The organism is Azospirillum sp. ST 5-10 (assembly GCF_051225715.1).
Classification (GTDB): domain Bacteria; phylum Pseudomonadota; class Alphaproteobacteria; order Azospirillales; family Azospirillaceae; genus Azospirillum.
Window position 1 is genome coordinate 49,715 of the sequence record NZ_JBPJSP010000028.1, and the last position, 24,476, is coordinate 74,190.

The 24,476-nt window shown below is 71.8% G+C and carries 25 protein-coding genes; 12 read left to right on the forward strand and 13 right to left on the reverse strand.

What is annotated here, in order from left to right; genetic code table 11:
• Positions 1-4: 4 nt before the first annotated feature.
• From ACSBPG_RS24640 to ACSBPG_RS24660, 5 genes are all read right to left on the reverse strand, one after another.
• A complete protein-coding gene (locus ACSBPG_RS24640) occupies positions 5-934 on the reverse strand; it encodes a hypothetical protein (protein ID WP_435539882.1) in 930 nt (309 codons plus the stop codon).
• Positions 934-1,500 carry a hypothetical protein gene (locus tag ACSBPG_RS24645; protein WP_435539883.1) on the reverse strand — a complete coding sequence of 189 codons (567 nt, stop codon included), beginning with the start codon at positions 1,498-1,500 and terminating at the stop codon, positions 934-936. The genes ACSBPG_RS24640 and ACSBPG_RS24645 overlap by 1 nt, the downstream gene beginning before the upstream one ends.
• Positions 1,501-1,524: 24 nt before the next feature.
• Entirely contained in the window at positions 1,525-1,665 is a 141-nt protein-coding gene (locus ACSBPG_RS24650; protein ID WP_435539884.1) for a hypothetical protein, read from the reverse strand.
• 149 nt (positions 1,666-1,814) lie between these two features.
• The gene (gene rpsD / locus ACSBPG_RS24655) at positions 1,815-2,429 is read right to left on the reverse strand and encodes a 30S ribosomal protein S4 (RefSeq protein ID WP_435539885.1); all 615 of its coding nucleotides are present in this window, start codon (positions 2,427-2,429) and stop codon (positions 1,815-1,817) included.
• A gap of 196 nt (positions 2,430-2,625) precedes the next feature.
• The gene (locus tag ACSBPG_RS24660; RefSeq protein WP_435539886.1) at positions 2,626-3,396 is read right to left on the reverse strand and encodes an RNA methyltransferase; all 771 of its coding nucleotides are present in this window, start codon (positions 3,394-3,396) and stop codon (positions 2,626-2,628) included.
• Between the two features lie 212 nt (positions 3,397-3,608).
• On the opposite strand from ACSBPG_RS24660, the gene ACSBPG_RS24665 reads away from it, so the two are divergent.
• A complete protein-coding gene (locus ACSBPG_RS24665; protein ID WP_435539887.1) occupies positions 3,609-4,610 on the forward strand; it encodes an alpha/beta hydrolase family protein in 1,002 nt (333 codons plus the stop codon).
• 3 nt (positions 4,611-4,613) lie between these two features.
• On the opposite strand, the gene cimA is transcribed toward ACSBPG_RS24665, so the two are convergent.
• Positions 4,614-6,218, reverse strand: a complete 1,605-nt coding sequence (gene cimA / locus ACSBPG_RS24670) for a citramalate synthase (protein ID WP_435539888.1) — start codon at positions 6,216-6,218, stop codon at positions 4,614-4,616.
• 201 nt (positions 6,219-6,419) lie between these two features.
• Here cimA and ACSBPG_RS24675 point away from each other — a divergent pair, with 201 nt between their 5' ends.
• A complete protein-coding gene (locus ACSBPG_RS24675) occupies positions 6,420-6,827 on the forward strand; it encodes a response regulator (protein WP_435539889.1) in 408 nt (135 codons plus the stop codon).
• A gap of 1 nt (position 6,828) precedes the next feature.
• The gene (locus ACSBPG_RS24680; protein ID WP_435539890.1) at positions 6,829-8,619 is read left to right on the forward strand and encodes a CHASE domain-containing protein; all 1,791 of its coding nucleotides are present in this window, start codon (positions 6,829-6,831) and stop codon (positions 8,617-8,619) included.
• 15 nt (positions 8,620-8,634) lie between these two features.
• Here the strand turns inward: ACSBPG_RS24680 and ACSBPG_RS24685 are convergent, their stop codons facing one another.
• On the reverse strand, positions 8,635-8,889 hold the full coding sequence (locus tag ACSBPG_RS24685) for a hypothetical protein (protein ID WP_435539891.1): 255 nt from the start codon (positions 8,887-8,889) through the stop codon (positions 8,635-8,637).
• Between the two features lie 233 nt (positions 8,890-9,122).
• On the opposite strand from ACSBPG_RS24685, the gene ACSBPG_RS24690 reads away from it, so the two are divergent.
• On the forward strand, positions 9,123-10,106 hold the full coding sequence (locus ACSBPG_RS24690; protein ID WP_435539892.1) for an NAD-dependent epimerase/dehydratase family protein: 984 nt from the start codon (positions 9,123-9,125) through the stop codon (positions 10,104-10,106).
• Between the two features lie 12 nt (positions 10,107-10,118).
• Here ACSBPG_RS24690 and ACSBPG_RS24695 read toward each other — a convergent pair whose 3' ends face one another.
• The gene (locus tag ACSBPG_RS24695) at positions 10,119-12,410 is read right to left on the reverse strand and encodes an ATP-dependent helicase (protein WP_435539893.1); all 2,292 of its coding nucleotides are present in this window, start codon (positions 12,408-12,410) and stop codon (positions 10,119-10,121) included.
• A gap of 104 nt (positions 12,411-12,514) precedes the next feature.
• Positions 12,515-12,976, reverse strand: a complete 462-nt coding sequence (locus ACSBPG_RS24700) for a hypothetical protein (RefSeq protein WP_435539894.1) — start codon at positions 12,974-12,976, stop codon at positions 12,515-12,517.
• A 504-nt stretch (positions 12,977-13,480) separates the two neighbouring features.
• Here ACSBPG_RS24700 and ACSBPG_RS24705 point away from each other — a divergent pair.
• From ACSBPG_RS24705 to ACSBPG_RS24725, 5 genes are all read left to right on the forward strand, one after another.
• Positions 13,481-14,170: a LuxR C-terminal-related transcriptional regulator gene (locus ACSBPG_RS24705; RefSeq protein WP_435539895.1), complete on the forward strand. Its 690-nt coding sequence runs from the start codon at positions 13,481-13,483 to the stop codon at positions 14,168-14,170.
• A 263-nt stretch (positions 14,171-14,433) separates the two neighbouring features.
• The gene (locus ACSBPG_RS24710) at positions 14,434-15,078 is read left to right on the forward strand and encodes a LuxR C-terminal-related transcriptional regulator (RefSeq protein ID WP_435539896.1); all 645 of its coding nucleotides are present in this window, start codon (positions 14,434-14,436) and stop codon (positions 15,076-15,078) included.
• Between the two features lie 384 nt (positions 15,079-15,462).
• On the forward strand, positions 15,463-15,780 hold the full coding sequence (gene groES / locus ACSBPG_RS24715) for a co-chaperone GroES (RefSeq protein ID WP_435539897.1): 318 nt from the start codon (positions 15,463-15,465) through the stop codon (positions 15,778-15,780).
• A 15-nt stretch (positions 15,781-15,795) separates the two neighbouring features.
• Complete coding sequence (gene groL / locus ACSBPG_RS24720; protein ID WP_435539898.1) at positions 15,796-17,421, forward strand: chaperonin GroEL; 1,626 nt, start codon at positions 15,796-15,798, stop codon at positions 17,419-17,421.
• Between the two features lie 226 nt (positions 17,422-17,647).
• Entirely contained in the window at positions 17,648-18,499 is an 852-nt protein-coding gene (locus tag ACSBPG_RS24725; protein ID WP_435539899.1) for a putative bifunctional diguanylate cyclase/phosphodiesterase, read from the forward strand.
• Here ACSBPG_RS24725 and ACSBPG_RS24730 read toward each other — a convergent pair.
• A complete protein-coding gene (locus ACSBPG_RS24730) occupies positions 18,462-18,929 on the reverse strand; it encodes an NUDIX hydrolase (protein ID WP_435539900.1) in 468 nt (155 codons plus the stop codon). The two genes, ACSBPG_RS24725 and ACSBPG_RS24730, sit on opposite strands and share 38 nt — an antisense overlap.
• Before the next feature lie 105 nt (positions 18,930-19,034).
• On the opposite strand from ACSBPG_RS24730, the gene ACSBPG_RS24735 reads away from it, so the two are divergent.
• The 3 genes from ACSBPG_RS24735 (at position 19,035) to ACSBPG_RS24745 (ending at position 21,699) form a co-directional block, all read left to right on the forward strand.
• Entirely contained in the window at positions 19,035-19,943 is a 909-nt protein-coding gene (locus tag ACSBPG_RS24735) for a LysR family transcriptional regulator (protein ID WP_435539901.1), read from the forward strand.
• A 103-nt stretch (positions 19,944-20,046) separates the two neighbouring features.
• Positions 20,047-21,297, forward strand: coding sequence for an MFS transporter (locus ACSBPG_RS24740; RefSeq protein ID WP_435539902.1), 1,251 nt, complete (start codon positions 20,047-20,049; stop codon positions 21,295-21,297).
• Positions 21,298-21,300: 3 nt separating this feature from the next.
• Positions 21,301-21,699 carry a hypothetical protein gene (locus tag ACSBPG_RS24745; protein ID WP_435539903.1) on the forward strand — a complete coding sequence of 133 codons (399 nt, stop codon included), beginning with the start codon at positions 21,301-21,303 and terminating at the stop codon, positions 21,697-21,699.
• Between the two features lie 9 nt (positions 21,700-21,708).
• Here the strand turns inward: ACSBPG_RS24745 and ACSBPG_RS24750 are convergent, their stop codons facing one another.
• The 3 genes from ACSBPG_RS24750 to ACSBPG_RS24760 are packed head-to-tail and all read right to left on the reverse strand — an operon-like array spanning position 21,709 to position 24,319.
• Positions 21,709-22,590 (reverse strand): DpnII family type II restriction endonuclease, encoded by an 882-nt coding sequence (locus ACSBPG_RS24750; protein ID WP_435539904.1) that lies wholly within the window; start codon positions 22,588-22,590, stop codon positions 21,709-21,711.
• Between the two features lies 1 nt (position 22,591).
• A complete protein-coding gene (locus ACSBPG_RS24755) occupies positions 22,592-23,632 on the reverse strand; it encodes a DNA adenine methylase (RefSeq protein WP_435539905.1) in 1,041 nt (346 codons plus the stop codon).
• A 30-nt stretch (positions 23,633-23,662) separates the two neighbouring features.
• Positions 23,663-24,319 (reverse strand): MJ0042-type zinc finger domain-containing protein, encoded by a 657-nt coding sequence (locus ACSBPG_RS24760; RefSeq protein ID WP_435539906.1) that lies wholly within the window; start codon positions 24,317-24,319, stop codon positions 23,663-23,665.
• Positions 24,320-24,476: the final 157 nt, after the last annotated feature.

The following is a 24,476-nucleotide window of genomic DNA, read 5'->3' on the forward strand; positions in this document are numbered from 1 at the left end:
GGCCCTACAGGCCCCCGCCCCCACCTCCGCCCGCACCGCCGCCGGCACCGCCCGCACCGCCGGCACCGCCGCCGAGGCTGCCGCTGCTGCCCGGTCCGGTGCCGCTGAGCCCGCCGCCGAGGCCGCTTCCCATGCCGCCGCTCAGCCCGCCGCCGCCGAGCGACGGCGTGGACCGGTTCGGATTGAGGCGGCCCGGCGCAGCGTCGTCGACCGAGGGGCCGGCGGGGTTGATCGGCGGCGGCTCCAGGGCCTCCTCGATCGGGCTGTCCGTCGCATCGTCGAGGGGCGTGGCGTCCCCGGGGCGGTTGGGGATGCCGTCGCGCGCCCCCCGCCCCACGGCGTCGGGAACGTCGACGGTCGACGGCGCGCCGCTTCCGGCGTCGCCCATGTCCACCCCCTGGGTTCCACCCGCTCCCCCCCGCTCCATGCGGGCGTCGGCCTGGCGGGCGGCGAGGCGCGCCTCGTTGAGCAGGCGCCGGCAGCGCTCGGCATCGCCTTGAGCGGCGGCGTCCCGCGCCGCCTGCGCCGTCCCGTCGATCCGCCGCCGGTCCTCCGTCGACAAGGCGATGCCGACCGGCGCGGCCGGCGCCGCCTGGTCGTCGAGCGTGATGCCCTCGCCGATCGCCGACGGCCGGACGGTTCCGCCGACGCTCTCCGGCCGGCGCTCGACCGGCGCGGGCGGCGCACCGAGGTCGGCGTCGGTGGCCGCGCGGTCGGCAGCGCCGCCGTTGCGGTCGCGCTCGGGCCGGAGCACCACGGACTGGAAATCGGCCGCGAGGTCGCCGCACGCCTTGGCCGGCGATTCCGTTCCGGCGGCCGCCTCGTTTCCCTGGGCCGCCCCCTGGGCCACCCCCTGGGCCGACGCCGGAGCGGCGGCCAGGGGCACCAGCACCGTGGCGAGCAGCGCGGCGCGGCGCACTCCGATGGCGGTCATCACCGGCGCTCCCCGGTCTCGGGCCGGTCGACGTACACGTCCGGCGTCTCGGCCTTCGGCGCCGCGGCCCGCCCCGGAGGACGGCCGGTGGCGTTGGTGTCGCGCATGGCGCGGGCGGCGTCGGACAGCGACGTCTCGGACTCCGTCGCCCGGGCGGCGCGGCGCGCCGCGACCGCATCGCCCATGTCCGGGCTGGAGGGGCCGGCCGACATGGCGTCCGGCACCGGCTTGGTCTCGTAGCCCGCGGGTTCCGGCGCCGACGGCGCGCCGGGGTTCCCGCCGAGAAGCGCGACGGCGCGGTCGACGCTCTCGGTCTTCAGCAGCGAGGCCACCAGCAGGACGCCGCCGGCGCGCAGGCCGTCGGCGTACACCAGCGCCTCGTCGTAGGGCACGCCCCACCCGGTCATGCGGGGCACGATCTCGCCGTGCCCGCTGCCGGCGCCGAACCCGGAGTGGGAGACGAGCTCGATGTCGTCGTCCGGGATTCCGGCGTCGCGCAGGCGGGTGCGGGCGGCTTCGGCGTCCGGCGCGCGGTCGTACAGCGCGACGATGGTCTTGCGGGCCATGGATTCCCTCCCGGCGGCGGCCGTTTACTGAATGAAGACCCAGAGCAGGAGAAGCAGGACGATGACGCCGATGACGGCGAGCGCCTTCGGCATCTGCGACCGCGTCGTCCCGGAGCCTTCGTAGACCCCCATCTTGCGCGGGCCCTGATGCTGGTCGGTGGTCATCGCTCGGCCTCCCTCCTCCGGATCGGTTGCCTTTCGACAACAGGGCGGCGGGCGCGCGGTTCCGGGCCACGGCCGGCACCGTGGGCGCAGCAAAAAGGCCGCGCCCGGAAGGCGCGGCCTGTCGCAGCGATCGGAACGGAGCCGAAGGATCAGCGCGAGTAGAACTCGATGACCAGGTTCGGCTCCATCTGGACCGGGTACGGCACGTCGGCGAGCTGCGGGGCGCGGACGAAGCGGCCCTTGAGCGCGGCGGTGTCGACCTCGAGGTAGTCGGGGATGTCGCGCTCCTGGGAGGCGGCGGCCTCCTGGATCAGCGCCATCTGCTTGGCCTTGCCGCGCACCTCGATGGTGTCGTTGTCCTTGATGCGGGCCGAGGCGATGTTGAGGCGGCGACCGTTCACCAGGATGTGGCCGTGGTTGACGATCTGGCGCGCCGCGAACGGGGTCGGGGCGAACTTCATGCGGTAGACCACGGCGTCGAGACGGCGCTCCAGCAGGCCGATCAGGTTCTCGCCGGTGTCGCCCTTGCGGCGCACGGCCTCGGCGTAGATCTTGCGGAACTGCTTCTCGCTGATGTTGCCGTAGTAGCCCTTCAGCTTCTGCTTGGCCATCAGCTGCAGGCCGTAGTCGGACGGCTTCTTGCGGCGCTGGCCGTGCTGGCCGGGACCGTACTCACGGCGGTTGACCGGGCTCTTGGGACGGCCCCAGAGGTTGACGCCGAGACGGCGGTCGATCTTGTACTTGGACTCCTGACGCTTGCTCATCTTGTCCTCGGTGGAACACGAGTTGGTGTTGTCCCGGTAGTTCCGCCGCCGCCCGCCGGGGGCGGCCGCGGACGGGGCGTTGAAGAAGGCGCGCCCACATTCCCGGAAGTGAAGGCGCGCACTATACTGAGCGGCACCGGAAAGTCAAACCGCAAGACACGGGCCGGCCGCAGGGCTGCGGGACGGCGCGGTCGGCTCAGCCCTCGCCCTTGCGCTTGCCGGTCAGGGCGGCCAGCACGCCGTGGAAGGTGCGGACCTCCTGCTCGGTCATCTGCATGCGCTCCCAGGCGTTGCGCAGGGTGCGCACCATGGAGGGCCGCTTCTCCGGCGTGGTGAAGAAGCCGGTGCGGTCCAGCGCCTGCTCGAAATGCTCGAAGAAGTTCAGGAGTTCCGCCTTGGTGGCCGGGCGGGTCTGGCCGGTGTGCAGGAAGCGCTCCGGCGGCACCTCGCCGGTCTGGAACCATTCGTAGCCGACCAGCAGGACCGCCTGGCCCAGGTTGAGCGAGGCGAAGGACGGGTTGAGCGGCACCGTGATCAGCTTTTCCGCCAAGGTCAGGTCGTCGTTGACCAGCCCGGTGCGCTCCGGCCCGAACAGCACGCCGACCTTGTGGCCGGCGGCGTAGTGGGCGCGCATCTCCGCCGCCGCGACCCGCGGCGTCACGAATTCCTGGATCATGCCGCGGGTGCGCACGGTCGTGGCGTAGACGACCTCCAGGTCGGCCACCGCCTCGGCCGTGCTGTCGTGGAGCGTGACGCCGTCGAGCACGAGGTCGGCGCCGGCCGCGAAGGCCACCGCCCGTTCGTTGGGCCAGCCGTCGCGCGGCCGCACCAGGCGCAGCTCGGTCAGGCCGCAGTTCAGCATGGCGCGCGCGCAGGCGCCGATGTTCTCGCCGAGCTGCGGCTCCACGAGGATGATGGCGGGACCGCCGAGGATGGACGGGCGGTTGGGGTCTTTTCCGGAGGTCATGGCACGGATCCCGGCGCCGCCGCCGGGACGGGGCGCGACTGGTGGCGATGTTGCGAGTCTGGATGTGCCTTATAGCGGCGCCGCTGGGGCCGGGTCACGTCCTTGAACGCCGCGCCGCGGCGATTCCGACGCCCGAAGCGTCATGCGTCTGCGCTAGGATCGGCCGCCGCCATGCCGTGCCGGCCGCGCCCCGTCACCGACCGGACCGCCCGATGATTCCGTTGCGCGCCGCTGCCGTTCTCCTCGCCCTGTGGACCGGGCCGGTGCTGGCCGACGCCGGTCTGGTGCGGTTGCCCTACCAGGACCCCGCCCACGGCCGGCCGGCGCGGATGGTCGTCTGGTACCCCACCGACGCGTCGGCGGCGCCGCAGCGCATGGGCCCCTTCACGATGACCGTCGCACCGGGCGCCGAGCCGCGCCCCGGCAGGCACCCCCTGGTGGTGATCTCCCACGGTTCCGGCGGCAGCGAGCTGGGGCACGGTGACACCGCGGCGGCGCTGGCCGAGCGCGGCTTCGTGGTGGTGGCGCTCCAGCATCCGGGGAACAGCTACGACGACAACGGCGAGGCCCGTCGTCCCGCCATGTGGCGCAACCGGCCGCGGCAGTTCTCCGCCGCCCTGGACGCCGTTCTCGCCCACCCCCGCCTCGGCCCCCTCGTCGACGGCGGGCGCATCGGCGCCATCGGCTTTTCCGCCGGCGCCTACACGGTGCTGGTGGCGGCCGGCGGCGTCGCCGACCTGTCCGGCATCTCCGAGCATTGCGCCCGCCACCCCGACGACAGCTTCTGCAGCCAGAGCGAGGTGTCCGGAACGGACCCGGCGGAGTCCGCCGCGGCCCGGACCGGCGCCGTCGCCGCCCGCGATCCGCGGGTCCGGGCCGTCGTCGTCATGGCGCCGCCCGCCGCACCGTTCGGCGAGGGTGCGCTGGCCGGGGTGACGGTTCCGGTGAGGCTCTACGGCGGGGCCGCCGACACCGTCGTGCCGCCGCGCCATCACGCCGAACGGATCCGCGACCTGCTGCCGGCGCCGCCGGAGTGGGAGCTGGTGGCGAACGCCGGCCACTTCGCCTTCATGACGCCCTTCCCGGCGGCGCTCGCCGCCGAGATCGGCCCGCCGGCCGAGGACCCGCCCGGCTTCGACCGGACGGCCTTCCACCGCAGGCTGAACGACGAGGTGGCCGACTTCTTCGAGCGCACCCTGGCGGTCAGCCCCTGACGCTCACCCCAGGGCGGCGACGCCGGCCTTGAACAGCTTGTAGGTGTAGCTGTCCACCAGCGCCTCCATGGAGGCCTCGATGATGTTGGTGGACACGCCCAAGGTCGACCACTCCGTGCCGTCGCCGTTCTGGGAGCGGATCAGCACCCGCGGCATGGCGCCGGTGGCGGCCTTGGCGGCGAGGATGCGCACGCGGTAGTCGACCAGCTTGACGTCGGCCAGGTCGGGATAGTCGGGCTCCAGCGCCTTTCGCATGGCCTGGTCCAGCGCGTGCACCGGGCCGTTGCCCTCGGCCACATGGAGGTGGACGGTGTCGCCGACGCGCACGCGCACCACCGCCTCCGACTCCACCACCAGCTTGCCGACCGCGTTGTAGCGGCGCTCGTCGGTGACGTGGAAGCGCAGCAGCTCGAAATAGCGGGGGAGCTGCTTCAGCTCGCCGCGGACCAGCAGCTCGAAGCTGGCCTCGGCGGTGTCGTAGGCATAGCCCTCGGAGTCGCGCTGCTTGACGAGATCGACCAGGCGCGGCAGGCGCGGGTCGCCGGCGTCGATCTCGGCGCCGATCTCGCGCAGGCGGGCGACGATGTTGGAACGGCCGGCCTGGTCCGAGACGACGATGACCCGGCGGTTGCCGACCGTCTCCGGCGCCACGTGCTCGTAGCTGGCGGGGTCCTTCTCGATCGCCGAGACGTGCAGCCCGCCCTTGTGGGCGAAGGCGCTGGCGCCGACGTAGGGGGCGTGCCGGTTGGGCGCCCGGTTGAGCCGCTCGTCGAGGGTGCGGCTGACCTCGGTCAGCAGCGGCAGCCGGTCGCGGTCGATGCCGGTGCGGAAACCCATCTTCAGCATCAAGGTCGGGATCAGCGACACCAGGTTGGCGTTGCCGCAGCGCTCGCCCAGGCCGTTGATCGTCCCCTGCACCATGCGCACCCCGGCCCGCACCGCGGCCAGCGAGTTGGCGACGGCGTTCTCGGTGTCGTTGTGACAGTGGATGCCCAGGCGGTCGCCGGGGATGCCGTGCTCCGTCACCACCTGGCGGACGATCGTCTCGATCTCGTCGGGCAAGGTGCCGCCGTTGGTGTCGCACAGCACGATCCACCGCGCTCCCGCCTCGAAGGCGGCGCGGACGCACGCCGCGGCGTAGGCGGGATTGCGCTTGTAGCCGTCGAAGAAGTGCTCGGCATCGAACAGCGCCTCGCCCTTGGCCGCCACCGCCGCGGCGACGCTGTCGCGGATCAGCTCCAGGTTCTCGTCGCGCGGGATGCCGAGCGCCACGTCGACGTGGAAGTCCCACGTCTTGCCGACCATGCACACCGCCCGGCAGCGGGCGTCGAACAGGGCCGCCAGCCCGGGATCGTTGGCGGCGCTGCGGCCGGGCCGGCGGGTCATGCCGAAGGCGGTGAAGACGGCCTGCCCCAGTTCCGGCGGATCGGCGAAGAACTGGTCGTCGGTCGGGTTGGCGCCAGGCCAGCCGCCCTCGACGTAGTCGATGCCAAGCCGGTCCAGTTCGCGGGCAATGGCGATCTTGTCGGCGACCGAAAAGTCCACGTCCTGGGTCTGGGCGCCGTCACGCAGGGTCGTGTCGTAGAGATAGATCCGTTCGCCGTCCATTGCCGAACCTGCCGCGGGTAAGGTCATAAATCCAATCGAAAGGGCAGGAAGAATGGCCGAACGGGGTCGACATCTCAACCGATTCCTGCGTTGTCTGTCGCGCCGGCGATTCGGCCATGGACAGAACCGGCGCACCGACTATGTTTACGAGTGTTCCATCATCCCATCACCCGTCCCCTCAGACAAGCCAGCCGTCCCATCGTGATCGCCCCCTCGCTCCGCCCCGACCGCAGCCGGCTGATCGTCGTCATCGACGACGAAACGTCCGTTCTCACGGCGCTCGGCATCCTGCTGGAGACATGGGGGTTCCGGGTCGTCGCGGCCGAGGCGGAGGACGATGCGGTCGACCGGCTGAACGCCATGGGCGAATGGCCGACGGCGATCCTCGCCGACTACCGGCTGCGCGGAGGGCGAACCGGGCTGCAGGCGATCGACCGCATCCGGCGGCTGTGCGGCAGCGAGGTGCCCAGCCTCGTCATCACCGGCGACACCTCCAGCGAGCCGCTGCGCGAGGCCAAGGCCCGCGGCATGACGGTGCTGCAGAAGCCGGTGCTGCCGCCCCATCTGCACACCGTTCTGATGCAGATCCTGCCGCACGCCGGGGGCTGACATGGCCGGGCGGCGGGGCGGCCGGGACGACGGGGCGCGGCCCGGCGGCCGGTGGCCCTGGCTGCGGTCCCGCGAGACGGCGGCGGTGCTCGGCCTCAGCCTTCTGCTGACGGCGCTGGCGGCGTGGCTGCTGAACCAGCAGGTGGAACGCCTGGCGGACGCCCGCTTCCGCGCACGGGCGAAGGATCTTGCCGTGTCGGTGGTCCGCCGCCTCGACAACTATCAGCAGATCCTGCGCAGCGGCGTGGCCTTCATGCAGTCCAGCGTGCGGGTCGAGCGCGACGAGTGGCGCACCTTCGTGGCGGGCCTGAGGGTGGAGGAGAACTATCCCGGCATCCAGGGCATCGGTTTCGCCGCCCACGTCCCGTCCGCCGGCATCGCCGCCCATGAGGCCGCGGTCCGCGGCGGCGGCTTGCCGGACTACCGCGTGTGGCCGGAGAGCATGCGCGACGAGCACTTCCCCATCCTCTTCCTCGAACCGTTCGATTGGCGGAACCAACGGGCGCTCGGCTACGACATGTTCTCCGAACCGGCCCGTCACGCGGCGATGACGGCGGCCCGCGACGAGGGGCGGCCGGCGGCCACCGGCAAGGTGACCCTGGTGCAGGAGACGGACAAGGACATCCAGGCCGGCTTCCTGCTCTATCTCCCCCTTTACCGCCAGGACCGGCCGCGGCGGACGGTCGAGGAACGGCGCGCCGCGATCGACGGCTTCGTCTACAGCCCCTTCCGCATGCGCGACCTGATGCGCGAGGTGCTCTCCACCGGCTCGCAGGGGACGGCGCTCGACGTCCAGATCTACGACGGTCCGGCGCCGTCGCCCGACCGTCTGCTCTACGGCGATCCCGACCGCCCCGCCGGAACCTATGCCATGGAGACGGTCATCGACGTCTTCGGCCGCCCCTGGCTGCTCGACGTCCGCTCGACGCCGGCGTTCGACGGCACGATCGACCGCACCGCCCCGGCGGTGATGCTGATGGCCGGCCTGATGATCTCGCTGCTGCTGATGGCGGTGACCCGGTCGCTGCTGGTGGAGCGCGAGCGGGCGGCCGCCCTGGAGGCGAGCTACGCCGCTGCGGCGCGGGCGCGGGCCGAGGCCGAGCATGCCGACGCCGCCAAGACGCGCTTTCTCGCGGCGGCCAGCCACGACCTGCGCCAGCCGCTGCAGACTCTGGGCATCTACCTCCACCTGGTCGCCGAGCACGCGGGGAAGGAGACCCAGGGGCCGATGCTGACCGGGGCGCACGACGCCTTCGACATCGTGCAGCGCCAGCTCAACGCGATCATGGACATCGCCGCGCTGGAATCCGGGACGGCGCACCCCCAGGCGGCGCCCGTCCGCCTCGACGCCCTGCTCGAGCGCCTGGCCGGCGAGGCGCGCGCCGAGGCCGAGCGCAAGGGGCTGGACCTGCGGGTGCGGACCTGCCCGGCGGAGATCCGCAGCGATCCCGAGATGCTCGGCCGCATCGTCGCGAACCTGCTGCACAACGCCCTGAAGTACACCACCGAGGGCACGGTGCTGCTGGCCTGCCGGCACGCCGGGGACGACGTCGCGATCAAGGTGCAGGACACCGGCCCGGGCATCCCCGCCGATCGCAAACGGCTGATCTTCGAGGACTTCTATCAGGTCGGCAACCCCGAGCGCGACCGCAGCAAGGGCCTCGGCCTCGGGCTGGCGACGGTCGCCCGGCTGGCCCGCCTGCTGGGATGCCGCATCGACGTCCTGTCCCGGCCCGGCCGCGGCGCCGTGTTCACCGTGCGGGTGCCAGGGCGGCAGGCGCCGCCCGTCTGATCCCGGCGGGCGCCCTCAGCGCCGGCGGCGGTCGCGGCGATGATCGTCGCTGCGCACGCGGATCGGCCGCAGTTCGCCGGCCGTCTCGTGCGGCCGCAGCCCGTGGCGGATCAGCAGGCCCGCCAGCACCGTGACCGGCCCCAGCAGGCCGACCACCAGGGCGTCCCGGAGCAGCCGCCGGTCGGTGTCCGCCTCGTCGGCCCACCAGTAGAGGAACCCGGCGATCCCGCAGGCGTACCAGGCAACGGCGGCAATCGGCAGCTCCGGCATCGGACGCATCCCCTTCACGTCGGTTGGATCAAACCTCTCCTTGAAGATGTGGGGAGCGGATCGCCTCCGGCAAGCGGGTCGCCTCCGGCAATCGGACGATGCAGCCGCGGCGGCTTCCGCCACCGCCCTTTTCCCGGCGGCCGAAGAGTGCCATCCTCCGGCCTGCCGCGATCGCCGTCCGCCACGCCGCCGTTGGAACCACCCCGCCTGGAGCCGCCCCGCCTGGAGCCGCCATGACCGTACTCGTGACCGGAAGCGCCGGGCATCTCGGCGAGGGACTGATGCGGAGCCTGCGCGCGCAGGGACGGCCGGCGCTGGGGGTCGACGTCAAGGCGTCGGCCTTCACCGACCGGGTCGGCTCGATCGGCGACCGCGCCGACGTCCGGCGCTGGCTGGCTGGCGTCGACGCCGTCATCCACGCGGCGACCCTGCACAAGCCCCACGTCGCCACCCACACCGCCCAGGACTTCGTCGACACCAACGTCACCGGGACGCTGGTCCTGCTGGAGGAGGCGGTGGCCGCCGGCGTCGGCGCCTTCGTCTTCACCAGCACGACCAGCGCCTTCGGGGCCGCCCTCTCGCCGGCCGCCGGCGAACCGGCGGCGTGGATCACCGAGACGGTCGCGCCGGTCCCCAAGAACATCTACGGCGTGACCAAGGTCGCGGCGGAAAGCCTGTGCGAGCTCTTCTCCCGCCGGCACGGCCTGCCGGTGGTCGTGCTGCGGACCTCCCGCTTCTTCCCGGAAGCCGACGACGACCCCGCCGTCCGCGACGCCTACCCGCCGGACAACCTCCAGGCCAACGAGCTTCTCCACCGCCGCGTCGACCTCGCCGACGTCGTCGACGCCCATCTCCTGGCGGTCGCCAAGGCGCGCGCCATCGGCTTCGGCCGCTACGTCGTCTCGGCGACGACGCCCTTCGCCCCGGGCGACCTGGCGGCGCTGCGGCACGACGCCCCGGCGGTCGTCCGCCGCCTCTTTCCCGACTGCGAGGCGCTGTTCGCGGCCCGCGGCTGGCGGCTGTTCCCGCGGATCGACCGGGTCTACGTCAACGAGCGCGCCCGGGCCGACCTGGGATGGCGGCCGCGGCACGACTTCCGCCACGTCCTCGACCGGCTGCGCGACGGGGAGGATTTCCGCAGCCCGCTGGCGCGCGCCGTCGGCAGCAAGGGCTATCACGCCGACGCCTTCGCCGACGGCCCCTACCCCGTGACGTGAGGCGGGCGGGCGCTACCCCGCCTTGTCCGCCGGCACGACGAAGCTGTCCATCACCCGCTTGGCGCCGGCCTGGTCGAAGGCGACCTCCAGCTTGTCCTGGTCGACGCGGGTCACCGTGCCGTAGCCGAACTTCTGGTGGAAGACGCGGGCACCCTTGGCGAAGGGGGCGTCGGGGCGGCTGCGCGGCTCGACGTGGAAGGCGGTGCCCTCCAAGGTGACGCCGCGCGGCGCCGGCGGCTGGCGCGACGCCCCGCGGAAGAAGGCGCTCGCCCCGCCGTCCCGGTACCCGGCGGCGGCGCCCGCGCCGGCGAACAGCCCGCCGGCGGCGTCGGCCTCCACATGCTCGGGCGGCAACTCGTCGACGAAGCGCGACGGGATGGCGCTGACCCAGTTGCCGTAGAGGCGGCGGTTGGCGGCGTGGCTGATGTGGGCGCGCTTGCGCGCGCGGGTCAGCCCGACGTAGGCGAGGCGCCGCTCCTCCTCCAGGCCGGCGATGCCGTTCTCGTCGAGAGCCCGCTGGTTGGGGAACACCCCCTCCTCCCAGCCCGGCAGGAAGACGATGTCGAACTCCAGCCCTTTGGCGCCGTGCAGGGTCATCAGGGTCACCTGTTCGGTCCCCGCCGCCTCGGCGTTCTCCATGACCAGGCTGACGTGCTCGAGGAAGCCGCCGAGGTTCTCGAACTCCGCCATGGCGGTGATCAGCTCCTTGAGGTTCTCCAGCCGGCCCGGCGCCTCGGGCGACTTGTCCTCCTGCCACATCCGGGTGTAGCCGGACTCGTCCAGCACGAGGCGCGCCAGATCGGTGTGCGGCATGGTGGCGGCCAAGGTGCGCCAGCGGAAGAAGTCCTGCAGCAGGCCGCGCACGGTGTTGCGCACCTTGGGCTTCAGCTCGTCCGTCTCGGTCAGGCCCCAGCCCGCCTCGACGAGCGACACGCCGCGGGCGCGGCCGGCCTGGTAGAGGGTCTGCAGCGCCGCCGGACCGATGCCGCGCTTGGGCACGTTGACGATGCGCTCGAAGGCGAGGTCGTCGTCGGGCGAGAAGACGACGCGCAGATAGGCCAGCGCGTCGCGGATCTCCTGGCGCTCGTAGAAGCGCGGACCGCCGATCACCTTGTAGGGCAGGCCCAGGGTGATGAACCGCTCCTCGAATTCGCGGGTCTGGAAGCCGGCGCGCACCAGCACCGCCATGGCGCCGAGCGAGACGCCGAGGCGCTGCAGCGATTCGATCTCGTCGCCGACCCAGCGCGCCTCCTCCTCGCCGTCCCACACCGCCTTGAGGCGCACGAGATCGCCGCTGTCGGCGTCGGTCCACAGGGTCTTGCCGAGCCGCCCCTGGTTGTGGGCGATGATCCCGGTGGCGGCCGCCAGGATGTGGCCGGTGGAGCGGTAGTTCTGCTCCAGCTTGACGATGCGCGCGCCGGGGAAGTCGGTCTCGAAGCGCAGGATGTTGCCGATCTCGGCGCCGCGCCAGGCGTAGATCGACTGGTCCTCGTCGCCGACGCAGCAGATGTTGCGGTGCCCCTGGGAGAGGATGCGCAGCCACAGGTACTGGGCGACGTTGGTGTCCTGATACTCGTCGACGAGTATGTAGCGGAACTTGCGATGGTAATCCGCCAGCACGTCGGCGTGGCTCTGGAAGATCACCAGGGTGTGCAGCAGCAGATCGCCGAAGTCGCAGGCGTTGAGGGTGCGCAGGCGGTCCTGGTAGGCGCGGTACAGCGCCACCGTGCGTCCCCCCGCCACCTCGCCGCCGTCGGAATCGGCCAGCCGGTCGGGCGTCAGGCCGCGGTCCTTCCAGCGCTCGATGACGCCCAGCACCTGGCGGGCCGGCCACTTCTTGTGGTCGATCCCGTCGGCCTCCAGCAGCTGCTTGATCAGCCGGATCTGGTCGTCGGTGTCGAGGATGGTGAAGTTCGACTTCAGCCCGACCAGCTCGGCGTGGCGGCGCAGGATGCGGGCGGCGAGCGCGTGGAAGGTGCCGAGCCACCAGCCCTCCGGCTCGACCCCCACCAGCGACGCCACGCGCTCGCGCATCTCGCGCGCCGCCTTGTTGGTGAAGGTCACCGCCAGGATCTGGAAGGGGGCGGCGCGGCGCGTCATCAGCAGGTGCGCCAGCCGGGTGGTCAGCACCCGGGTCTTGCCGGTGCCGGCGCCGGCCAGCACCAGCACGGGACCGTCCAGCGCCTCCACCGCTTCGCGCTGCGACGGGTTGAGTCCGTCGAGATAGGCGTAGCGGGGGGCCGGCGCCGGGACCGGCGGCACCGCATCGTTCAGGGGATCGTCGTCGAGATAGGGATCGGACATGGGTGCGATATAGCGCACCCGTGCGCCCCTGTCGAAGGCCATGGGTCGGCCGGCGCGCAAATCCCGCCGGCCGCGCGGGGCGGCCGGCGGGGAGCGGCGATGGCCTACTGGCTCTTGCCCTGGGTGGTTCCGCCCTGGGAACCGGCGCCCGTGGCGGACGAGCCGGACTGGCCCGAACCGGTGGACATCCCCGACGAGGTGCCGGCGGCGGCGGGCGGCGGGTTGATGACCATCATCACCATGTCGCCGTCCTGGGTGCGCGCCTGGACGAGATAGGCGGTATCCAGCACCTGGATGTTCTGGAAGCCGGCCTGCTTCATGGCGTCCTGCAGCTTCTGCTGCGTCATGGCGGACACGGCGCCGCCGGCCGAACCCGTTCCGGCCTGCGAACCGGACGTCGTGCCGCTGGTGGCGCCGCTGTTCATGGAATCCGACGAGCGGTGGGGCTGCGTGGCGGTCGCCCCCGCCGAGGGAGAGCCGGTGGAAGGAGAGCCGGTCGACTGGGCGAAGGCGGGGCCGGCCAGCAACAGGGCGAGCGTCGCCGCGGACGCGGTGGTCCAACGCATGGAATTCCTCCTGGATTGTGGCTCGTGGAACGGGATGGTTCCCGGGCAGGTCGTGCCTGCGTCCCTGGGAACAGCAGCGGCGGCGATCGGTCACCCCTGCATGCGCCGTACCCCCGACATCTCCTCTCCCACCTCTGAACTGGGAAGAAGCTCCCTGAAAGGCGGCAGATTTTCATCGAACGCGGGGCAATCCCCTCCCTATCGGGGGCGGCGTGGTCTGCCTTATTTATTCCAACGTCGGAGGTACGTTACCTTCCTACGAGAACTTTCATTCATCCCGGCTTACGGCATATGCCCATTTCCATGACGCCCACGCCTTTTGAGAAATTTTCTGTCGCTCAATTCCGGGTTACTGTCTTCCTCGAAACGGTGCCTCCGGGACCGAAAGTGGCGCGCCCGTCGGCTGCGCCGCGCTTCGGAACCACGCCGACGCGCCCAACATGGGGCGCGCTCTCGACGCGAACCTAAGCAGACGCAAACCTAAGCAAAGGCGGCTCGACGACGATGGATCCCGTGAACGTTTTCCTCATCGATACGAACAAGCTCTTCCGCGAAGGCATGAAGCGCCTGTTCGACAGCTCGGCCTTCAAGGTGGTCGGCGAAGCCGGCAACCTGCGCGAGGGAGTCTCGATGGTCGACGCGACCGGAACCCGCCCCGACCTCATCCTCGTCGATCTCGCCAACGGCGGGGACGAGGAAGTGGACGCGATGCGCACCCTGCGCGCGCAGAATCCCGACATCCGCGTCGTCATCCTGACCAGCGAGCTGTGCACCCGCCGCCTGTCGGGCGCGCTCGGCGCCGGCGCCGACGGCTACCTGATGAAGGACATCGCCTGCGAGGCGCTGATGCAGTCGCTGCGCCTGGTCATGATGGGCGAGAAGGTGTTCCCCACCCACCTCGCCGAGTTGCTGGTCAGCGGCCGCGCCACCGACGCCGGCCCCGAGCTGCCGGCCCGCCGCAAGGGGCTGTCGCAGCGCGAGGTGCAGATCCTGCGCTGCCTGCTCAGCGGCAACTCCAACAAGATGATCGCCAATCATCTCAACATCACCGAGGCGACGGTGAAGGTCCACCTGAAGAGCCTGCTGCGCAAGATCAACGCCTCCAATCGCACCCAGGCCGCCATCTGGGCCCTCAACAACGGCATCGGCGACCAGCCGGCCGAAGAGCGCCCGGTCAGCGCCACCATCGCCTGACGCGACGGGCAGCCTCCGGGTATGCACGGAACGGGCCGGCCGCCGTCACGACGGCCGGCCCATTCCGTGCGCCCGTACGATTGCCGCGGCCTTCGAACGGCCTATGTGGGGCGGCATAACACCAAAAGCCCTCTTTACCGTTTCCCGATGCACGCATTAAGTACAAATCACGCCCAAGCTCCAGAAACCGCCTTGAACGGCGTCATCGCAAGGTCAACCAGTCGAACATTCGCCCGGCCCAGACCCCGCAAAGGGCTTTCCCGATGAACGTATTGATCGCCGACGACCATCTGCTGTTCCGGGACGGGCTGCGGCGTCTGCTGTCGCAGTTCAAGGAGAACATGGCGTTTCACGAGGCGGGGACTTTCGACGAGGTGCGAACCCTGTGCGACGGGGAGCTGCCGTTCGACCTCATCCTGCTCGACCTCGGCATGCCCGGCTGGACCGGCTTCTCCGACCTCGGGCAGATCCACGCCCGGCTGCCCAAGGCGCTGCTCGTCGTCGTCTCCGGCTCCGAACGGCGCAGCGACCTGCTGGAGGCGCTGGAGAACGGGGCGGCCGGCTACATTCCCAAATCCTCCAGCGCCAAGGTGCTGATGGGGGCGCTGGAGCTGGTGCTCAACGGCGGCATCTACGTCCCGGCCCAGGCGATTCGCGGCGACCTGCTGACGTCGGCCGACGCCGCGCCCGACGACCCGCTGACCGCCACCGCGACCGGGGCCAACGACCAGCTCACGCCCCGCCAGCGCGAGGTCCTGACGCGTCTGCGCGAGGGCAAGTCCAACAAGCAGATCGCCCACGAGCTGGGCCTCACCGAGGGGACGGTGAAGGTTCACGTCACCGCCATCCTCCGCCTCCTCGGCGTCCGCAACCGGACCCAGGCGGCGCTGACGGCCCAGGGGATGTGACGGCGCCGCTCCCTGCCGCGACCGCCCGCGCGCCGTCCGCCGTTCCGCACCGGCCGGCCTCTTGACCGCCGCCGGCGCTCGCCTACATCTGCGCCGCTTCGGTGTCCCCCCGCTCCGTCGAGGAGGTGTACGATGCCGCTCCGGCCGCCCCTGCAGTAGACGCATTCCTCATCGCTGTCCTCGCCTCGCCGGCCGGCCTCGGCGCCCCGCCGGCTCGAGGCGCTTGCGCGCTGCCGATGTAATCGTAGAATTCCCTCCTGATTTTTTCTGCCTCTCCCCTATTGACAAGACATTTTCACTTCATTAATTCGGCCATCCGAAAGCGCGTCCCCTGGGGAGTGCTTGATCATCGCGACATTCGCTTAGGACAAGGAGTGTCAATTCATGGCGTTCAAACCGCTGCACGACCGCGTTCTGGTCCGCCGCCTGGAGTCGGACAGCAAGACCAAGGGCGGCATCATCATCCCCGACACCGCCAAGGAAAAGCCGCAGGAGGGCGAGGTGGTCGCCGTCGGCGCCGGCGCGCGCGACGAGAGCGGCCGGCTGCTCCCGCTCGACGTCAAGGCGGGCGACCGCGTGCTCTTCGGCAAGTGGTCGGGCACCGAGGTGAAGGTCGACGGCGAGGACTACCTGATCATGAAGGAGAGCGACATCCTCGGCGTCATCGAGGGCGAGGCCGGCGTGACCAGGAAGGCTGCGTAAGGGAGGACCGCTATCATGGCTGCCAAGGACGTCAAGTTCTCCACGGGCGCTCGCGAGAAGATGCTGCGCGGCGTGGACATCCTCGCCGACGCCGTGAAGGTGACGCTGGGCCCGAAGGGCCGCAACGTGGTCATCGAGAAGTCGTTCGGCGCGCCGCGGATCACCAAGGACGGCGTGACCGTCGCCAAGGAGATCGAGCTGGCCGACAAGTTCGAGAACATGGGCGCCCAGATGGTGCGTGAGGTCGCGTCGAAGACCGCCGACGCGGCCGGCGACGGCACCACCACGGCGACGGTTCTCGCCCAGGCCATCGTCCGCGAGGGGGCCAAGGCGGTGGCCGCCGGCCTCAACCCGATGGACCTGAAGCGCGGCATCGACATGGCCGTCGAGGCCGTGGTCGCCGACCTCAAGGGCCGCGCCAAGAAGGTCACCACCAACGAGGAGATCGCCCAGGTCGGCACCGTGTCGGCCAACGGCGAGGCCGACATCGGCGCGATGATCGCCCGCGCCATGGAGAAGGTCGGCAACGAGGGCGTCATCACGGTCGAGGAGGCCAAGTCGCTCGACACCGAGCTCGAGGTCGTCGAGGGCATGCAGTTCGACCGCGGCTACACCTCGCCCTACTTCGTCACCAACGCCGACAAGATGCAGGTGGAGCTGGAGGACCCCTACATCCTCATCCACGACAAGAAGCTGTCGGGCATCACCGCCATCGTCCCCGTCCTGGAGACGGTGGTGCAGTCGGGCAAGCCGCTGCTGATCGTCGCCGAGGAGGTCGAGGGCGAGGCGCTGGCCACCCTGGTGGTCAACAAGCTGCGCGGCGGCCTGAAGGTCGCGGCCGTCAAGGCGCCGGGCTTCGGCGACCGCCGCAAGGCGATGCTCGAGGACATCGCCGTCCTCACCGGCGGCCAGGTCATCAGCGAAGAGCTCGGCATCAAGCTCGAGAACGTCACCGTCGACATGCTGGGCCGCGCCGGCAAGGTGGTCATCACCAAGGACGACACCACGATCGTCGACGGCGTCGGCGAGAAGGCGGCGATCCAGGCCCGCTGCACCCAGATCCGTGCGCAGATCGAGGAGACCACCTCGGACTACGACCGCGAGAAGCTGCAGGAGCGTCTGGCGAAGCTCGCCGGCGGCGTGGCCGTCATCCGCGTCGGCGGCGCCACCGAGGTCGAGGTGAAGGAGCGCAAGGACCGCGTCGACGACGCGCTGCACGCCACCCGCGCGGCCGTCGAGGAGGGCATCCTGCCGGGCGGCGGCGTGGCGCTGGCCCGCGCCGTGCGCGTGCTCGACGGCGTCAAGCCGGCCAACGACGACCAGCGCGTCGGCGTCGACATCGTCCGCCGCGCCCTCACCGCGCCGGTGCGCCAGATCGCCGTGAACGCCGGCGTCGACGGCTCGATCGTCATCGGCAAGATCGCCGAGAGCGACGACCCGAACTGGGGCTACGACGCCCAGAAGGGCGAATACGGCGACCTCGTCAAGGCCGGCATCATCGACCCCGCCAAGGTGGTGCGCACCGCCTTGCAGGACGCCGCCTCGGTGGCCGGCCTGCTGATCACCACCGAGGCCATGGTCGCCCAGCTGCCGGAAAAGAAGCCGGCCGGCCCGGCGCCCGGGGCCGACATGGACTTCTGACCCGCCCGCTCGACGGGATAAGGCCCGGACGGGGCCGCGTCCGCAACGGACGCGGCCCCTTTTTTCGTCCGATGCGGCCGAGCGCCGGCGCCCAATCTTGTCACCGCGCCGCCTCCTATTAACGCTTTCGTAACCAAGGCTGCCCGCGCACAGTACCGCCGCAGGACAGGACGACGAAAGCGGGCTTTGGATGTTGACCCGAATCGGGCGGTCCAAGGGAGGCGGCATGGTGGCGGGGTTCAAGGCGTTGACGGAGGCGGGGGTGCTCGGCGCCATGGCGGCCGACGAGCAGCACGACGCCTTTGCCGAGCGCCTGGGCGAGGCCATCGCCCGCGACGAGCTCTATCTCGCCTGGCAGCCGCAGGTCGACACCCACGGCGGCCGGCTCACCGGCTTCGAGGCGCTGGTGCGCTGGCGCCTGTCGGACGGCACCGTCATCCCGCCCGACGTCTTCGTCCCCATGGCCGAGGGGGGCGAGGCCATCCACCGGCTGGGCGACTGGGTGCTGCGCACCGCCTGCGAGACGGCGGCCGCCTGGGCGCACGACGGCCTGACCGACGTGCCGGTGGCGGTCAACCTGTCGGCGCGGCAGCTGGAGGTGCCGGGTCTGGCGCGCGGCGTGCTGGGCGTGCTCGCCGATACCGGCCTGCCGGCCGCGCACCTGAAGCTGGAGCTGACGGAGACGGCGCTGTTCGAGCACGGCGAGGCGGCGCGCGAATCGCTGCTGGAGCTGCGCGGCGCCGGGGTGCGGCTGGTGCTGGACGATTTCGGCACCGGCTACTCGTCGCTGACCCTGCTGCGCAAGGTGCCGGTGGAGTCGCTCAAGATCGACAAGCACTTCGTCCAGGCCATGGTGGAGGACCGCGACGCCGCGGCGATCGTCCACGGGGTGATCGCCATGGCCCACGCCCTCGGACTGGAGGTGGTCGCCGAGGGGGTCGAGACGACCGAGCAGCTCCTGTTCCTGCGCGCCTACCGCTGCGACCACGCCCAGGGCTATCTGATGGCGCGGCCGATGCCGCGCGCCGACGTGCCGGACTTCATCGCCCGCAACGCCGCGCAGCCGACAGACGGATGACCTTCGCCGTTTCGTCCCAGGGGACGAGGGCGGCCGCCTCCTCCACCGTCGCCCAGCACGCCTCCAGGGCGTCGTCGGCGCACACCGCCTCGCCCTCCCCGGCCGCCTCGGCGGCGACCTCCACCAGCGTGTAATGGTACTGGACGGCGCCCGCGCCGTCGCGGGTGACGGCGTCGACGACGGTGACCACCTCGTAGGGCGTCACCGCCAGTCCCGTCTCCTCCCGCATCTCCCGCACGGCGGTCTGGAAGACGGTTTCGCCGAGGTGCTGCGCACCGCCCGGCAGGCTCCAGGTGCCCTGGCGCGGCGCCTTGCCGCGGCGGATCAGCAGCACCCGCTCGCCGCGCCAGGCGATCACCCCCACCCCGACCCAGGGGCGGTCGGGGTATTCGCGCTCGGAACGGCCGGGGCGGGGGGAGGATTCGGTCATGACATCCGGGATCGGCTGCTGGGAACGCCCCGAGCCTAGCCCGCTCCTTGACAGGACGCCACCCCGCTCCGACACTCGTTCCGCATCACGCCAGCGGCCGGCGCCATGAAACTGAACGAGATCCGAACCTTCATCGCGGTCGCCGAGGCGCGCTCGGTGCAGGAGGCGGCCAACCGCCTGAACCTGACGCAATCGGCGGTGTCGCGCCTGATCCAGCGCCTGGAGGCCGAGATCGGCGCGGCGCTGTTCGACCGCCAGACCAAGCCGCTCACCCTCACCCGCGACGGCGAGCTGGCGCTCGCGCACTGCCGGCGTGTGCTGCGCGAGGTCGACGCCTTCGCCGACGCCTTCACCGGCGGCAGCGATCCGCAGGGGCTGCTGCGCCTCGGCGCGTCGCACGTGCTGGCGCGGCTGCTGGCCGGCGCCGCGCTCGACCGGCTGCGCAGCGACTTCCCCAAGCTGGTCGTCCGTCTGCAGTCCGACTGGAGCGCCGCCCTGCTCGCCCAGATCGACGCCGGCGCGCTCGACGGGGCGCTGCTGCTGCTGCCGGCGCGCGAGGAGCTGCCGCCCGACGTGGAGGGGCGGCGGCTGGTGCTGGAGGAGGTGCACGTCGTCGGCACGCCGGAGCTGATCGCCCGCCACGGCCGCTCCCTCGACGCCATGAACGCCGCCGGCTGGGTGCTGCAGCCCGAGGGCTGCGGCTACCGCACGACGCTGGAGCGGGCGGTGGCGCGCGGCGGCGGCGCCCTCAACGTGCTGGTCGAGGCCTTCGACCAGACGATGCTGCTGTCGCTGGCGGCGCGCGGCGTCGGCTTCGGCGTGGCGCCGCTGCGCCTGCTCGCCGATTCGGCGGTCAGCGGGCGGCTCGTGCCGATGACGGTCCCCGGCTTCGGCCTGACCGTCGCCGTCTGGCTGGCGCGGTCGCGCCGCGCCGGCCGCGTCGCCCGGGTGTTCGACTGCCTGGAGGACAGCCTGACCGGCGAACTGACGCCGTTGCATTCCGCAGCGGAATGATCGGGTTTCCGCTTATGAATTTGCGGAAAGTCTGGGGCGCACCTATCCTGCCCGCTGACAACGGCCGGCCGCCGTCCGCGCGCACCGGTCGAGGGGAGGGACCATGAGCACCACCATTCCGGATTCCGGACCGCCGCGCCAGGGCTGGCGCACCATTCAGATCGTCGTCGCCTGCGGCTGCCTGATCTCCCTCATCGGCTTCGGCGTGCGCTCCAGCTACGGCCTGTTCAACGCGCCGCTGTCGGAAGCCAACGGCTGGGGACGCGACATCTTCGCGCTCGCCCTGGCCATCCAGAACATCCTGTGGGGGCTCGGCCAGCCGTTCGCCGGCGCCATCGCCGACCGCTTCGGCCCGGCGCGGGTGCTGGCCGGCGGCGGCGTCCTCTACGGCGTCGGCGTGGCGTTGACGGGGATGGCCGACGCGCCGCTGGTGCTGCACCTGACCGCCGGCGTCATGGTCGGGCTGGGCCTGGCCGGCGCCTCCTTCCCGATCGTCATCGCCGCCTTCGGCCGCCACCTGCCGCCGGAGCGGCGGTCGTGGGCGGCCGGCATCGCCACCGCGGCGGGCTCGCTCGGCCAGTTCCTGTTCGCCCCCATGGGCCAGGCCTTCATCGCCGCCTACGGCTGGCAGACGGCGCTGGTCCTGCTGGGCGGCTTCTTCGCCCTGGTGCCGCTGCTGGCGACGGCGCTGGCCGGCGGCCGCTACGGCCATCCCGCTGCCGCCCTCGGCGAGCCGGACCTGTCGGCCCTGCAGGCGCTGCGCCAGGCGCTGGGCCACGGCAGCTACCGCCTGCTGGTGGCCGGCTTCTTCGTCTGCGGCTTCCATCTCGCCTTCATCACCGTGCACCTGCCGCCCTATCTCACCGACGTCGGCGCCCCGCCCGGCCTCGCCGCCTGGGCGGTGGCGCTGGTCGGGCTGTCCAACGTCGTCGGCTCCTACGCGGCGGGCGTGCTGGGGACGAGGATGAGCAAGCGCACCATGCTGTGCTGGATCTACTTCGCCCGGGCGGTGGCCATCGCCCTGTTCGTGCTGCTGCCGGTGACGACCGTCTCGGTGCTGGCGTTCTCCGCCGCCATGGGGCTCTTGTGGCTGTCGACGGTGCCGCCGACCTCCGGGCTGGTGGCGCTGATGTTCGGCACCCGCTACCTCGGCATGCTGTTCGGCGTCGTCTTCTTCAGCCACCAGGTCGGCGCCTTCCTCGGCGTGTGGCTGGGCGGCGTGCTGTACGAGCGGGTCGGCTCCTACGACGCGGTGTGGTGGATGAGCGTGGCGCTCGGCCTGTTCGCCGCCGTCGTCCACTGGCCCATCGCCGAACGGCCGGCCGGCGCCCGGCTCGCCTCGGTGCCGGCCTAAGCCATGGCCGTCCCTGCCCCCGCCGCACCGGCCGGCCACGGCGTGGCGCTGGCGCTCGGCGCCGCGGTGCTGGCGGCGTGGCTGGGGGCGATGGCGCTGGCCCTGCGGGAGGCGGCGCTGCCGCCGGAGACGGGCGGCACGGTGCTCGCCGTCTTCCCGCCGGGCACCCCCGGGGACGCGGCGTTCGCCGCGGTGGTGCGGGCCGGCGGCGAGCCGGTGCGGCAGACCTGGCTGGGATTCGCCTGGGTGGCGCGCGGCCGCGAGCCGGGCTTCGTCGGCCGCCTCAACGGCGAGGGCGTCGTGGCCGCCTACGGCGAACTGCCGGTCGGCCCGCAGCTCGGCGGCTGCGCCGCCGTCAGCGCCGACGTCAGGCGGCCGGGAGTCTACCGGCTGCGGCCGTGAGGCCGCCCGTCATGCGAGCCCCAGCGTCCCCTGCCCGTCCACCTCGGGCGCCGGCAGGCCGAACTCCAGACGCAGCCGCTCCAGGTCGGCCTCGAAGCGGTCGGCCAGCGCCTGGGTGTAGATGCGGGTGATGGCGCCGTCGTTCTGGTATTCGACGATCTTCTTGAGGTCGCTGCGGCGCTGCCGCCAGGTCAGCCCGTCGGTGAAGAACAGGAGCGCCGTGTCGGGGCGCTTGGCGGCGATGATCTTCTCGATGTCGCCGATGATGTCGGTCATCTTCGAGCCGGTGGCGCCGTAGCCCTTGGCCTCCACCAGGATGCGCGGCGCCGCCCGCGACGGCACGGCGAAGTCGCACTTGGCGCGCAGGCCGCGGCTGCCGGTGAAGGTGCAGCGCGCCTCGAAGCGGCCGCCGAAGACCCGGCGCACGATCGCCTCGGCGAAGTCCTCGACGCCGCGCCCGCGCTTCTGCCCGGCGATGGCGCTGCCGCGGCCGCTGCGCAGCCGCTCCACCAGCACGTCGCTCCAGCGCAGCGGCCGGTTCACCTCCGCCGCCATGGCGTCGGGCACGCCGAGGTCCACCAGCGCCGTCACGAACCGCTCGCGGTCGGCCTGCCACGCCTTGACGCCGGTGCCCCCCTCGCCCAGCGCCTCCGTCAGGGCGGCCGTGAACTGGTCCTTGGAGAGGCCGAGGAACAGGCGGCAGATCAGCATGGCGTCGTCGAAGCCGGTGGTGGTCAGCAGGCTGCGCAGGTCGGCGGCGCCGTAGGTGGCCTTGACCGGCAGCGCCTCGATGCGGTCGATGACGCGCAGCGCCGTCGGGTCCCGCCAGTCCACCGCCAGCGGCCGCAACGCGTCGAGCAGCTCGTCCAGGCTCTGGGCGACGACTTCCATCCTAGGTTCCCACGATGAGGTATTCCTGCACCTCGGCGCGGCGCACCGCGTCGTGGGTGCCGAAATGGTAGCGGTGCGGCCGGGCGTGGACCTGGACGCGGCTCTTGTAGCGGCCCAGCAGCTCGACCAGCCGGTCGCGGTCGGGAAAGCCGTTGGAGCCGTAGGACAGCACGACGATGCTGTCGCGGAACCGCGCGAACATGCGGTCGAAGGCGTCGAGGGCGGTGCGCCGGTAGGAGAAGGGCGTGTAGCGCTTCTCGATCTTGCGCACCTTGGTGCCCTCGAGGATGCGCAGCCCCCGCCAGTAGCAGGACAGCCCCTCGATGAAATGGTAGCGCTTGATGTAGCAGTTGTCGTCGGCGCGCGGCACGTAGGGCGGGTCGAGATAGACGAGGTCGGCGCCGGCCTCGGCGGCGAAGACGTCGCCGCACAGGGCGACGTTCTCGCGGCCGTTGTCGAAGACCACGGCGTCGAAGGCGGCGACCTGCTCGGCGAAGTGCTCGGCCAGCGACAGGCGCAGGTCGCGCCGCCCGTCGTCGTAGTGGCTGAGGTCCCCCGACACGGTGAACACGCCGCGCGGCTGCTTCTTCAGGCAGGAGCGGACCAGGGCGGCGCGCGCCAGCGCCTGCTCGTGCGGGTGCGCCAGCCGGGCGAGGTTGGCCGAGACGCGGTCGAGGAAGCGCAGGTCGTCGGGGGTGAAGAAGATGCCGGTGAAGGTGCGCTCGATGAAGTCGTCGGCGCCCGGTGCCGGCGCCGTCAGCCGCGCCAGCGCCTTGGCGCCGAGCCGGCAGCGGGCGTTCTCGACCGTCGCCTCGGCGATGGTGGCGGCGACGTTCAGGAAGTCCGACGCCACCACCCGCTTGCCCATAGCCTTCATCAGGTAGGCGACGCAGCCGCTGCCGGCGAACGGATCGAGGGCGCTGTCGAAGGGTAGCCCGGCCAGCACGCCGTGCAGCCAGGGCAGCAGCCGCCGCTTCGACCCCATGTAGCGCAGCTCCGGGTAGGCGGCGGCGCGCTCCGGCAACGCCTCCGGCGCCCTCATCGCTGCGTGCCCATCAGCGGCCTTTGCCCATCAGCGGCCTTTGAAGGTGATCATCACCTCGGCGACGTCGCCGGGGTCGCGGCGGGCGGAGTGGAAGGTGGCGATCTCGCCGGGCAGCAGGCGGTCCGACGACACCTCGATGTCCCATTCGGCGACCGGCTTGCGCGTCGGATCGAGGGATACGGCGACCACCCCCGGCACCGGCCGTTCGGATTCGGAAACGTTGACGATCTGCCCTTCGACGACGAGCAGCGGTGCCCCTTCGGCCTCGCGCTGCTCCGAGCGCACGTTCTGCAGTTGCAGCCCGGCGCCCGGCGGTTCCACCGGCAGCCCCACGGTCTGGTAGAGCAGCGCCGTGGCTGGCCACAGGCGCACCACCTCGCCCCGCAGCAGGACGCCGCCGGCCCCCAGCGCAACCACCAGAACGGCCAGCCCCAGCCAGGGCGCCAGCCCGCCGCGCCGGCCGCCGGAGCGCGCGGCGGCGACGACGTCCTCCGGCGCCCGCGTCCGGACCGCGGCGATGGTCGCCATGTCGCCGTCGCCGGCGGCCAGCCCGCCCGGACCGTGCAGTGGGTATTCGTACCAGGTGTGGCCGCAATGGCTGCAGCGGACCTTCTTGCCCTCCGATCCCACCGCCGAATCGGGAACGGTGTACCGCGTCGAGCACATCGGGCAGGAGATGATCATGGGGAGGGCCGCGCGGTCACGGAGATGGCAGATGTCTTATAGGTAAATGCGCCGACCGAAGCAAGGAAGGGCCCCTGCGGTCACAGTGGACGGCCGGCCCCGCGGCGTGCGATGGTCGCCGCACGCGTGCCGAGGATTGCAAGAGCCGCCATCCAGG